This is a genomic window from Amycolatopsis sp. NPDC059027 (genome assembly GCF_042739735.1).
GTDB lineage: Bacteria > Actinomycetota > Actinomycetes > Mycobacteriales > Pseudonocardiaceae > Amycolatopsis.
Map to the genome: position 1 here is coordinate 43,009 of NZ_JBHYIK010000062.1, position 11,704 is coordinate 54,712.

General features: G+C 70.8%; 10 protein-coding genes. 4 read left to right on the forward strand and 6 right to left on the reverse strand.

The window, feature by feature from the left end; all coding sequences use genetic code 11:
* Positions 1–137 precede the first annotated feature (137 nt).
* Together ACFWY9_RS33930 and ACFWY9_RS33935 are read left to right on the forward strand one after the other, a co-directional pair.
* Entirely contained in the window at positions 138–1,160 is a 1,023-nt protein-coding gene (locus tag ACFWY9_RS33930) for a DMT family transporter (protein WP_378340776.1), read from the forward strand.
* 258 nt (positions 1,161–1,418) lie between these two features.
* Positions 1,419–2,723, forward strand: coding sequence for an amino acid permease (locus ACFWY9_RS33935; RefSeq protein WP_378340784.1), 1,305 nt, complete (start codon positions 1,419–1,421; stop codon positions 2,721–2,723).
* A gap of 299 nt (positions 2,724–3,022) precedes the next feature.
* Here ACFWY9_RS33935 and ACFWY9_RS33940 read toward each other — a convergent pair whose 3' ends face one another.
* The 6 genes from ACFWY9_RS33940 to thyX all read right to left on the reverse strand — a co-directional run bounded on the left by ACFWY9_RS33940 (position 3,023) and on the right by thyX (position 9,930).
* Positions 3,023–4,720 (reverse strand): ribonuclease J, encoded by a 1,698-nt coding sequence (locus tag ACFWY9_RS33940; RefSeq protein ID WP_378340777.1) that lies wholly within the window; start codon positions 4,718–4,720, stop codon positions 3,023–3,025.
* On the reverse strand, positions 4,717–5,730 hold the full coding sequence (dapA, locus tag ACFWY9_RS33945; protein ID WP_378324228.1) for a 4-hydroxy-tetrahydrodipicolinate synthase: 1,014 nt from the start codon (positions 5,728–5,730) through the stop codon (positions 4,717–4,719). The genes ACFWY9_RS33940 and dapA overlap by 4 nt, the downstream gene beginning before the upstream one ends.
* A gap of 92 nt (positions 5,731–5,822) precedes the next feature.
* Entirely contained in the window at positions 5,823–7,334 is a 1,512-nt protein-coding gene (locus ACFWY9_RS33950; protein ID WP_378340778.1) for a serine/threonine-protein kinase, read from the reverse strand.
* Positions 7,335–7,401: 67 nt separating this feature from the next.
* On the reverse strand, positions 7,402–8,646 hold the full coding sequence (locus ACFWY9_RS33955) for an Nramp family divalent metal transporter (protein WP_378324226.1): 1,245 nt from the start codon (positions 8,644–8,646) through the stop codon (positions 7,402–7,404).
* Between the two features lie 133 nt (positions 8,647–8,779).
* Positions 8,780–9,178 (reverse strand): ACT domain-containing protein, encoded by a 399-nt coding sequence (locus ACFWY9_RS33960; protein WP_378324225.1) that lies wholly within the window; start codon positions 9,176–9,178, stop codon positions 8,780–8,782.
* Positions 9,178–9,930, reverse strand: a complete 753-nt coding sequence (gene thyX / locus ACFWY9_RS33965; protein WP_378340779.1) for an FAD-dependent thymidylate synthase — start codon at positions 9,928–9,930, stop codon at positions 9,178–9,180. Before thyX ends, ACFWY9_RS33960 begins: the two co-directional genes overlap by 1 nt.
* 132 nt (positions 9,931–10,062) lie before the next feature.
* On the opposite strand from thyX, the gene ACFWY9_RS33970 reads away from it, so the two are divergent.
* Both ACFWY9_RS33970 and ACFWY9_RS33975 read left to right on the forward strand, forming a co-directional pair.
* Positions 10,063–10,575, forward strand: coding sequence for a toxin-antitoxin system HicB family antitoxin (locus tag ACFWY9_RS33970; RefSeq protein WP_378340780.1), 513 nt, complete (start codon positions 10,063–10,065; stop codon positions 10,573–10,575).
* Positions 10,576–10,586: 11 nt separating this feature from the next.
* Positions 10,587–11,537: a DUF4097 domain-containing protein gene (locus tag ACFWY9_RS33975; protein ID WP_378324222.1), complete on the forward strand. Its 951-nt coding sequence runs from the start codon at positions 10,587–10,589 to the stop codon at positions 11,535–11,537.
* Positions 11,538–11,704 lie beyond the last annotated feature (167 nt).

Here is an 11,704-nt window from a genome sequence, read left to right on the forward strand (position 1 = left end):
CGCCCCCCCCGAGGTGGGGGGGGTCCTCCCCCCCCGACCCCGGGGTTGGGGGTACTGCGCCCCCCCCGCCGGCGGTCCCACCCCCCATTCAGCTCACGGCGCGAAAATGAGTTGATCGGTCCGTTTAGCCTCGCGACGTGACCACTGAACTCCCCGTCCTCGCCCCGCCCGGTGTCGCGCATCGCGGCCGGGGCACCGTCCTGATCCTGCTCGCCGCGTTGTGCTTCGGGATGTCGGGAGCGCTGGCCAAATCGGCCATGCACGCCGGGATGTCCCCCGAGCAGGTCGCCACCGCGCGCATCGGCCTCGCCGCGCTGGTGCTCCTCGCCGGGACCGCGCTCGTCCAGCCGAAACGTCTTCGGGTGCGCCGCGGGGACTGGCCGGTGCTCGTCGCATACGGCCTCCTCGGCGTCGCCGGTGTCCAGCTCATGTACTTCGTCTCCGCGGGACGTCTCCCGGTGGGTATCGCGATCCTGATGGAGTTCATCTCGCCGGTGCTGATCGCGCTGTGGGTGCGCTGCGTCCGCAAGGTCCGGCTGCCGCGGGCGATCTGGGGCGGGATCGCGCTCGCCATGCTCGGCCTCGCGCTGGTCGCGCAGGTGTGGCAGGGACTGCGCCTCGACGGGATCGGCCTGCTCGCCGGGTTCGGCGCCGCGCTCTGTTCGGCGAGCTACTTCCTGCTGGGCGAACGCGCGGTCGCCCAGCAGGAACCGCTCGGGCTGACCACCTGGGGCATGGTGATCGGCGCGATCGCGGTTTCGGTGGTCGCCCCGCCCTGGACGCTCCCGTGGCAGGTCATCACCGCCGAGGCACGGCTCGGCCCGTGGCAGCCGCCGGTGTGGCTGCTGCTGCTCGCGCTCGTGCTGATCTCGACGGTGTTCGCCTACCTCGCGGGGATCTCCGCGCTGCGCTATCTGCCCGCGTCGGTCGCCAGCGTGCTGGGCCTGGCGGAACCGGTGTACACGACGGCCATCGCCTGGGCGCTGCTGGGCGAGACGCTGTCCTGGGTGCAGGGACTGGGCGCGGCCGTCCTGCTCGGCGGCGCGCTCGTCGTCCAGCTCAACTCCCGCACCATCACTCCCGGAACATCCACAAAGGACCCGCGAAGGAATGAACGGAAGCTTCAGGACACCCTGAAGCCCCCTTGCCATACATCCTAGGGGCGGGCCCCGACAGCCCGGGTTCCCCTCGGCGGACAAGCGCCGTCAAGGCCACCTTACGGGCACCGGACGCCCGCAAGGTGGCCTTGACGGCATCTCGCCGGGGCATCTCGGCCGTGTATGCGCAAAGTCTTGGCGGGATCTGCGCGCGGTGCGACAATCCCCCATCCTGAGGGGGTTCTGGGAGGTGGCATCGTGACGAGCACGAAGACCGAGGCCGAAGGACTGCGCCCGAACCTGCGGCAACGGCACGTCCGGATGATCGCGCTCGGCGGGATCATCGGGGCCAGCCTGTTCATCGGCAGCGGCGCGGTGATCCACACGGTGGGACCGGCGGCCGTGCTGTCCTACGCGTTCGGCGGCCTGCTCGTCGTACTGGTCATGCGCATGCTCGGCGAGATGGCGACGGCGGCGCCGACGCTGGGCTCGTTCATGGAGTACGCCCGCGAATCGCTCGGCGGCTGGGCCGGGTTCACGATCGGCTGGCTGTACTGGTACTTCTGGGTCGGCGTGGTCGCGTTCGAGGCCGTCGCCGGCGCGAAGATCCTCGCGAGCTGGGTGCCCTCGGTCCCGCAGTGGGTGTTCTCGCTCGCGCTCATGCTGCTGCTCACCGCGACGAACCTGGCATCGGCGCGTTCGTTCGGCGAGACGGAGTTCTGGCTGGCCTCGATCAAGATCGCGACGATCGTGGTGTTCCTGGTGATCGGCGTACTGTTCGTCCTCGGGCTCTGGCCGCACGCGACGTTCTCGATCGGCAATATCGGCCGCGACGGGTTCGTCGCCAACGGCTGGTTCGCCGTGCTCCACGGCGTCGTGATCGTGATCTTCTCCTACTTCGGCACGGAAATCGTCACCATCGCCGCCGCCGAGTCCAGCGAACCCGCGACGGCGGTGCGCAAGGCGACCTCGACGATCGTCTGGCGGGTCATCATCTTCTTCGTCGGCTCGGTCGCGCTCCTGGTGATGATCACGCCGTGGCGCGACATCCCGAGCGAAACCAGCCCGTTCGCCGCGGCGTTCGGCCGCTTCGGGATACCGGCCGCGGAGACCATCGTGAGCGTCGTGGTGCTCACCGCGGCGCTGTCCGTGCTGAACTCCGGCCTCTACACCGCGTCCCGGATGCTCTTCGCGCTGCGCCGCCACGGCTGGGCACCCCGCTGGATCGCGGACACGAATTCCCGTGGTGTGCCGTGGAAAGCCATCCTGGTGTCCACTGTGGTCGGTTACGTCGCCGTCGCGATGAACTACGTCTCCCCGGACAAGATCTTCTACTTCATCATCAACTCCGCGGGCGCCGTGGCGATGTTCGTCTACGCCATCATCGCCGGTTCCCAGCTGCGGATGCGGCGACGGCTCGAAGCCGAAGCACCGGAGAAGCTCGGACTCCGGATGTGGGGCTACCCGTGGCTCAGCTGGTTCACCCTGGCCTGCACGCTCGCCGTCGTCGCCTCGATGCTGTTCGTCGACGCCGACGCCCGCGCACAGCTGTACCTGAGCCTGATCAGCCTCGCGGTGATCCTCGGCGTCTACTTCCTCCAGCGCCGCCGCACCCCGGCCCCCTAGGGACAGGTTCATACCCGGGTGGGACCCACCTGGCACCTCGGCGGGATGTGCCGCCCCCGGCGGATCCCCGACGATGGGGCGACACACCAAGGGGGTAACCGTGAACCGTCCCAGCCGAGCCGACCAGCGCCGTGCCCGGCGCGCACTCGCCCGTCAGCTGCTCACCGTGGCGTTCGCCCTGTCCGTGGCGGCCGCCCGGCGCTGAGACAACGTCCCGAAAGCCGTGAAGGCCTCCTTACCAGCCCCCAGCGCCGGTAAGGAGGCCTTCACGGCGTTGGAGTCCACAAAGGACAGACAGCTCAGACCGGGATGACGGTCGGGACGATCATCGGGCGGCGCCGGTAGGTGTCGGCCACCCAGCGGCCGACGACCCGGCGCACCGCCTGCGCGATCCGGTGCGTGTCGGTGATGCCCTCGGCCTCCGTGCGCGCCAGTTCCATCTCCACCAGCGGGACGACGGCGTCGAGTGCCTTGGGATCGTCGGAGAACCCGCGACCGGACACCTTCGGGCTGGTCACCGCGCGCCCGGTACTGGTGTCGACGGCGACGGTGATCGCGATGAAGCCGCCCTCACCGAGCACGAGCCGGTCCGAAAGCGTCGACTCGCCGACGTCGCCGACCGAAAGCCCGTCGACGTAGACGTGCCCGACCTCGACGCGGCCGGTGCGCGAAGCCTTGCCGTCCACCAGGTCGACGACGACACCGTCCTCGGCGATGACGACGTTGTCGGGCGCCACGCCGGTGCGCACGGCCAGTTCCCCGTTGGCCCGCAGGTGTTTCCACTCGCCGTGCACCGGCATCACGTTGCTCGGCCGCACCGCGTTGTAGAGGTAGAGCAGCTCCCCCGCCGACGCGTGTCCCGAGACGTGCACCTTCGCGTTGCCCTGGTGCACCACGTTCGCGCCCAGCCGGGTGAGGCCGTTGACGACGCCGAACACCGCGGTCTCGTTACCCGGGATCATCGAGCTCGCCAGCACGACGGTGTCCCCGGCACGGATGGAGATCTGGCGGTGCTCGCCACGGGCCATCCGCGACAGCGCCGAGAGCGGCTCGCCCTGCGAACCGGTCGACACGAACAGCACCTTGCTCTCCGGCAGGGTGCTGGCCTGGTCCAGGTCGACGAGCAGGCCCTCGGGGACGTCGAGCAGGCCGAGCTCGGCCGCGATCCCCATGTTGCGGACCATCGACCGGCCGACGAACGCGATCTTGCGGCCGTGCCGCTGCGCGACCTCCAGCACCTGCTGCACGCGGTGCACGTGACTGGCGAAGCACGCCACGATCACCCGCTGCTGGGCCCGCCGGATGACGTCGTCGATGACCGGGCCGATGTCCCGCTCGGGCATGACGAACCCGGGCACCTCGGCGTTGGTGGAGTCGACGCAGAACAGGTCGACACCCTCGTCGCCGAGCCGGGAGAACCCGGCGAGGTCGGTCAGCCGCCCGTCCAGCGGCAGCTGGTCGAGCTTGATGTCCCCGGTGTGCAGCACGACCCCGGCCGGGGTGCGGATGGCGACCGCGAGCGCGTCCGGGATGGAGTGGTTGACCGCGAAGAACTCGAGGTTGAAGACGCCGACGTCGCGCCGCTCGCCCTCGCGGACCTCGATCAGGTTGGGCCGCTGGCGATGCTCCTTGGCCTTCGCCGCGAGCAGCGCGTTGGTGAACTTCGAGCCGTAGATCGGCAGATCGGGCCGCAGCCGGAGGAGGAACGGCACCGCGCCGATGTGGTCCTCGTGCCCGTGCGTGAGCACCAGGCCGTCGATGTCGTCGAGCCGGTCCTCGATCGCCCGGAAGTCGGGCAGGATGAGATCGACGCCGGGCTGGTCGTCCTCGGGGAAGAGCACCCCGCAGTCGACGATGAGCAGCCGCCCGCCGAACTCGAAAACGGTCATATTGCGGCCGACCTCGCCGATCCCGCCCAGCGCGACCACGCGCAAGGCGCCTTCGGGGAGAGCGGGCGGGGCGTTGGTCGGGCCGGGTCCGGTCGCGAGAGAAGTCACCGGGGCATGGTCCCAACGCTGGTGTGTGAAGTGGGCGCGACGTAGGCCGCCCGCGAGTCTGCTTGTGCCACCTGTGCACCATGCCAGTCCTGGGCCGCGCCCTCGTCGAGGGGCACGCCCGCCTGGGCGAGATCGGCGGCGATGAGCCTGTTCTGCTCCTCCGACACGCCCACGATCGGCAGCCGGGGGTCGCCGATGCCGAACCCGCGCAGGCGCAGCGCGGCCTTGACGAACATGACGCCGCCGACCCGCGACATCGCGCGCAGCACCGGGAGCATGCCGCGGTGGTTCGTGCGCGCGGTGGAGGTGTCGCCGTTCTCGTAGGCGTCGATCATCGCGCGGATCCGGCCCGCCACGACGTGCCCGATGACGCTGACCACGCCGACGCCGCCGACCGAGATCCACGGCAGGTTCAGGCCGTCGTCGCCGGAGTAGTAGGCGAGGTGGGTGTTCGCGATGACCTCGCTGCCCGCGATCAGATCGCCCTTGGCGTCCTTGACCGCGAGGATGCGCGGGTGCTCGGCGAGCCGCTGCAGCGTGTCGACCTCGATCGGCACGATGGACCGGGGCGGGATGTCGTAGAGCAGCACCGGCAGCCCGGTCGCGTCGGCGACCGTGGTGAAGTGCGCGTAGATCCCGGCCTGGCTGGGCCGCGAGTAGTACGGGGTGACGACGAGAAGCCCGTGCGCGCCCGCCTTTTCGGCCTCGCGCGCCTGCTCGATGCTGTGCGCGGTGTTGTTCGTGCCCGCCCCGGCGACGACGGTCGCCCGGTCGCCGACGGCCTCGACCACCGCGCGGATCAGCTCGGCCTTCTCCTTGTCCGTCGTGGTGGGGCTCTCGCCGGTGGTGCCGTTGACGACGAGGCCGTCGTTGCCCAGCTCCACGAGGTGCTCGGCGAGTTCCTGCGCCCGCTTCAGATCCAGCGCCCCATCGGCGTCGAACGGCGTGGCCATCGCGGTGAGCACGCGCCCGAACGGACGTCCTGGCGCTGCGGTCGGTGGGTTGGACATGACCATGACGGTACCCCCTCGGACCGGCCAACCCGGTCCCGACCTGGCCGGAGTGAAGATTTTGCGCGCCAGGCGGTCCGGCCGCGGAACTTCTACTTCACCTTGGTGTGAATCTGCGCGGACATCTGCCCGCCGTCGGTCCTGGCGAGCAGGCAGTAGAACCCGCGCGAGTACCGCTTCGTCTCGTCGGGCACCCGGTTCCACTCCGCCTCGCTCGGCACGAGCGCGCGATAGGTCAGGCCGTTCCGCTGTGCCTCGGGGACCACAGTGGAGTGGAACGCCAGCCCGCACCGGGCCTCGGCGACGCGGTTGACCGCCTCCGCTCCCGGATACTGCACGGCGACGGCGTCCTTGTCGGTGTAGTTGCTGCCGACCTCGATGAGCTCGCCGAGTTCGTAGACCTCCAGCGTGTGGCTGCGATCGCAGCTCACCTCGTTGTCGTTGCCGATGACCGAGCCCTGCTGCACGGTGACGTTGTAGCAGTCCCTCGACGACGAGCCGATCGCCTGCTTGACCGTGCCGTTGATGCCGTACGTCGCGGTCGGCTGCAGCGCCGGGTCGGCCTCGGGTGCCGTCACGGCGCGGCCGAGGAAGAATCCGCCCACCAGCGCGGCGACGACCAGCACCGCGGCGGCCGAAAGCCACCACGCGCGCCGGTTCGGCTTCGCGTCCGGTGTGGACTGTCCAGGTGCGACGCGGGTCGGCCCGCCGGGCGGCAGCATCGCGGTCCCGCCGTGCGGCGGGGTGTACGCGCCGCCCTGCGCGGCCGCGGTCGCGAACAGGTGACGGGCCTGCGCCGCGTTGAGCCTGGCCTCCGGCTTCGCGACCAGCAGCCCGTGGATGGCGGCGGCGAGCGGGCCGTGCCCCCTGGTCAGATAGGGCACCTCGGTCATGATCGCGTGCAGGGTCGCCGCGGTGGTCGGCCGTTCGAACGGGACGATCCCCTCGACCGCGAAGAACAGCGTGGCGCCGAGCGACCACAGATCGGACTCGGGAAGCGCTTCCCTGCCCTCGACGCGTTCCGGCGCCATGAACGCGGGCGAGCCGACGATCATGCCGCTGGTGGTGATGCGCGGATCGTCCACCGCGTGCGCGATGCCGAAGTCGGTGAGCTTCACCCGCCCGTCCGGGGCGACCATGATGTTCGCCGGTTTGACGTCGCGGTGCACGATCCCGGCGGCGTGCGCGGCCTGCAGCGCGGAGAGCACGCGCTCGCCGATCTGGGCGATCTGGACCTCGGGCAGCGGTCCGCGCTGGCGCACGAGATCGGCCAGCGTCGGCGCCTCGACCAGCTCCATCACGATGAACGTCGCGCCGCTGTCGGTGATCACGTCGAACACGGTGACCACGGCCGGATCGTTGAGCCGCCCGCCCGCGCGGACCTCGCGCAGCACCCGTTCGGAGAACACGGCGTGGCCCTCCGAATCCGGCAGCCGCACCTCCTTGATCGCGACCTGGCGGCCGATGACCTGGTCCTGCGCCCGCCAGACGACGCCCATGCCGCCCCGGCCGAGTTCGCCGAGCAGCGCGTAGCGGCCACCGAGAACTCTCCCGCCGGACGCGGCGTGGGCGGACTCGTGCGGGCGCGTGGGTTCTTCGATCACCGGGCAGTACTCCTTCTACGGTCGCGCCGATGCTAGTCGGACCGCTTTGCCCGGTGTGTGGTTCCGGTCAACCCGCGAAGGTGAGATAGATCAGCGCGATGTTGAGCGTGATGATCACCGCGGCGATCACCCAGCCGAGCACCGTGGTGATCCGGTGGTTCGCGTCCTCCCCCATCAGCGCGCGGTCGCCGGTCAGCCGGATCAGCGGCACCAGCGCGAACGGGATCCCGAACGACAGCACCACCTGCGAGACGACCAGCGCGGCGCTCGGATCGGCCCCCAGCGCGAGCACGACCACCGCCGGGACGAGCGTGATCAGCCGGCGCAGCACGATCGGGATTCGCTTGCGCAGCAAGCCTTGCATGATCATCGCGCCCGCGTACGCGCCCACCGACGTCGACGCCAGGCCGGAGGCGAGCAGCCCGATCGCCATCATCAGCGCGATCCCGGGGCCGAGCGCCTGCGCGACAGCGTGGTGCGCGCCCTCGATGCTGTCGACGCCGTCCCGGCCCTGGAGATTGGTGGCGGCGAGCAGCAGCATCCCGAGGTTGACCGCGCCCGCCAGCAGCATCGCGAGCCCGACGTCGGCGCGCGTGGCGCGCAGCAGACCACGCTTGCGCTCGCCCTCGGCCTTGCCGTGCCGGTCGCGGGCGAGGCCGGAGTGGAGGTAGACCGCGTGCGGCATGACCGTCGCGCCGAGCATCGCGGCGGCGATGAGGACGCTTTCCGTACCGCTGAAGCGCGGCAGGAGCCCGCCGAGCGTCCCCGCGGCCGACGGCGGTTCGACGAAGAGGCTGGCCAGGAAGCCGATCGCGATGATCAGCAACAGACCGGTGATGACCCGCTCGAACGTCCGCTGGCCGCCGCGGTCCTGGACCATCAGCAACGTCAGCGACACGAGCCCGGTGATGAGGCCGCCCGCCAGCAGCGGAAGGTCGAAGAGCAGGTTGAGCGCGATGGCACCGCCGACGACCTCGGCGAGGTCGGTGGCGATCGCGACCACCTCGGCCTGCGCCCAGTACGCCAGCCGCGCGGACCGCGGGAGCCGTTCGCGCAGCGCCTCCGGCAGGGACAGGCCGGTGACGAGCCCCAGCTTGGCGGACAGGTACTGCACCAGCACGGCCATCAGGTTGGCCGCGACGATCACCCAGACCAGCAGGTAGCCGAACTTCGCGCCGGCACTGATGTTGGAGGCGACGTTGCCGGGGTCGACATAGGCGATGGCCGCCACGAACGCCGGACCGAGCAGCGCCGAACCCGCCCGCAGCCGGGCGAGTCTCGGCCGGACGGCTTCCGCCTCCGCCACTGCCATGCGCCACCCCACCACGAGTTGTCGGACGTCCTAAATCGAAGTTTAGGCATGCCGAACTTTCCCTCGCAAGGGTGACGGTGCCCACGGACCCCGATGGCCCAGAGGTCACCTTCGCCCCCAGGCCAACACGGGCTCAGGAGGCGTAGGCGACCTCGTGGCCCGAATCGCGCAGTGCGGCGACCGCGCGGTCGAGTTCGGCGGCCCGCACCAGGATGTGGTCGGTGTCGAAAGTGGACAGTGAGAACAGCGCGACGCCGGCGGCGGCCAGTTCGCTCGCCAGCGCGGCGATGATGCCGGTGAGGGTGAACTCGAGCGGGCCGCGGACGGTCAGCAGCCGCCACCCGGCTTCCACCGTGCCGCCCTCGGGCGCCAGCCCGGCCGGGCAGATCACCGAAAGCTCGTCCGGCGTCCGGGTCACCGACACCAGCACCGGCTCACCCGGGTCCAGCAGGGACTCCGGCGCGGGCGCGTCGGCGGGCAGGCGTACGACGGCGTATTCGCCGGGGCGTACGTCGATAGCGAGTCGTTTCATCAGCCTTCCAGGACCTTCGGGCTCGACGCGACCTCGGTGCCGTCCGGCAGCGTCGAAATGGTGAAGTCGGCGAACACGTTCCCGGCCGCCTTTTGCAACTGCCGTAAGCATTCCACGGCCAGCTCGCGGAGCTCGACGTCGGCGTGTTCGGTGGCGCGCATCGCGACGAAGTGCCGCCAGGCGCGGTAGTTCCCGGTCACCACGATGCGGGTCTCGGTGGCGTTGGGCAGCACGGCGCGGGCGGCCTGACGGGCCTGCTTGCGGCGCAGCGTCGCGCTCGGCGCGTCGGCGAACTTCTCCTCGAGACCGGCCAGCAGCTCGGCGTAGGCGTCGACGCTCGCACTCGTCGCGGCGAGGAACTTTTCGTGCAGCACCGGGTCGTTCGCGATGACGTCCGGCTCGACGAAGGCGGCGTCGCGCTCGGGACTGTAGCGCCGCGAAAGCTGGGAGTAGGAGAAGTGCCGGTGGCGGATCAGCTCGTGCGTGAGCGAGCGCGAGATCCCGCTGATGTAGAAGCTCACCGAACCGTGCTCCAGCACCGCAAGGTGCCCGACGTCGATGATGTGCTCCAGGTAGCCCGCGTTGGTCGCGGTCTTCGGGTTCGGCTTCCGCCAGGACTGGTAGCAGGCCCGGCCCGCGAACTCGGCGAGCGCCTCTCCCCCGTCGGCGTCGGTGGACCACGGGACGTCCTCCGGCGGGAAGAACTCCGTCTTCGCGATCAGCTGCACCCGGGGTGCCACGATCTCGGCCACGTCCGCGCTCCTTCTTCCGGCCCCGCCCACGACTCCACCGAAGACTAGCCGCCACCCCGGCGACATCAGTGTGACGCCGCATGATGTCACCACTTCCTTGACTGACATCACGAATGACATCATAGTGGTGTCATGGACCTGACGCCGTATATCGACAACCTCCGCGAGGACCTCGCGAGCACGGCCTCCGCCGGGGACGAGCAGACCCGGCGAACGGCCGCATTGCTGTCCTCGGCACTCGAACCGTCCGTCCGGCTGACCCTGATGAACGCGCTGGCCGACCTCGCCGCCGAAGTGACCGCCGCCCTGCCGGGCCAGGTCGTGGACGTCCGCCTCGACGGCCGGGACGTCCGGGTCGTCGTGACCGGGGCCGGGGAATCCCGGGACGAGCCCCGGGCGAGCACGCCACCGCCGCCCCCGCCGCCGGTCGACGGCGGCGACATCGCCCGTATCACGCTGCGGCTGGTCGAGCAGATCAAGGGCCAGGCCGAGCAGGCGGCCGCGGCGCAGGGCGTCTCGCTCAACACGTTCGTGTCCCAAGCCGTCCAGGGCGCGCTGGGCCAGGGGCACCACTGGCAGGGGAAATCGCAGCACCACACAGGACACCGCTCCGACAGCCGGTTGCACGGCTGGGTACAGGGCTGAGGGGAACGGACATGAGCGAAGAGAACGTCAACGAGCCGGCCGAGCAGCCCACCGAAACGAACACCGTGCCAACGGCGGACGAGCTGGTCCGGCGCCAGGAGTTCGACGCCGAAGGCCCGCTCGAACTCGACATCGGCGTGACGATCGGCCGCGTCGAACTCGTGCTGGAGGGCGAATCCGGGGCGAGCGTGGAGCTGCGGCACGATGCGGGCGACCAGCCGTTCTGGGTCGACGGCGTGTCGAGCCTGCTTTCGTGGGTCGGCGAACGCTTCGGCGACCAGCTCGGCGTCGACCCCGGCGCCTCGCCGGCGGAGGCCGTGCGCCAGGCCAGGATCGAGTCGGTCGGCAACCGCCTGACCGTGCAGGCGGCCAAGGCGTGGCAGCTGCGCAACGTCCCGCTCGCGGTGAAGGTGCACGCGCCGGCGGGCTCGCACGTCGAGGTCCGCGCGGGCGCGGCCGACGTCACGGTGACCGGTTCGGCGGGACGGACCGACGTGCTGACCGGCTCCGGCAAGGTGTCGCTGGACCGCGCCGACGGCTCGGTCACCGTGCGCACCGGGACCGGCGCCATCAAGCTCGGCCCGACGCTGGCCGGACTCCAGCTGCGCTCCGGCAGCGGCAGCGTCGAGGCGTCCTCGGTCGCGGGGTCGGCGACGCTGACCACCGGCACCGGCGACGTCTGGCTCGGCGCCGTCGCGGGCGATGTCATGGCCCGCACCGGCAGCGGCGATCTGTCCGTGGCCGAGGCCGCGTCCGGCTCGCTCGAACTCATCACCGGCTCGGGCGAGGTACGGGTCGGCATCCGCGGCGGTACCGCCGCCGAGGTCGACCTCACCTCCAGCGCCGGGAAGGTGTCGAGCGAACTCGACGTCGCCGACAGCGCGCCCGAAGGCGGCGTGCAGCTGCGGGTGCGTGCCCGCACGGGCTCCGGCAACGCGGTGGTGACCCGCGCGGCCCACTAAGGGGGAACAAAGGGGAAGAGGGAGGGGACGGGCGGGCCTTCGATCCGGGGGTGGCATCGAAGGCCCCCCCCCCCCCCCCCCGTAACCAACACCGCACAAGCGGGTTTGTTGGGGGGCGCGCTAAACCCCCCAACCCCCCCCCAACCCCGCCGCACCCCACCCAAACC

Coding starts and splice junctions, on each gene's coding strand:
- ACFWY9_RS33960 (WP_378324225.1), bottom strand. CDS start 9,178: ATGAAACGACTCGCTATCGACGTACGCCCCGGCGAATACGCCGTCGTA.
- ACFWY9_RS33970 (WP_378340780.1), top strand. CDS start 10,063: ATGGACCTGACGCCGTATATCGACAACCTCCGCGAGGACCTCGCGAGC.
- ACFWY9_RS33935 (WP_378340784.1), top strand. CDS start 1,419: ATGATCGCGCTCGGCGGGATCATCGGGGCCAGCCTGTTCATCGGCAGC.
- dapA (WP_378324228.1), bottom strand. CDS start 5,730: ATGTCCAACCCACCGACCGCAGCGCCAGGACGTCCGTTCGGGCGCGTG.
- ACFWY9_RS33955 (WP_378324226.1), bottom strand. CDS start 8,646: ATGGCAGTGGCGGAGGCGGAAGCCGTCCGGCCGAGACTCGCCCGGCTG.
- ACFWY9_RS33975 (WP_378324222.1), top strand. CDS start 10,587: ATGAGCGAAGAGAACGTCAACGAGCCGGCCGAGCAGCCCACCGAAACG.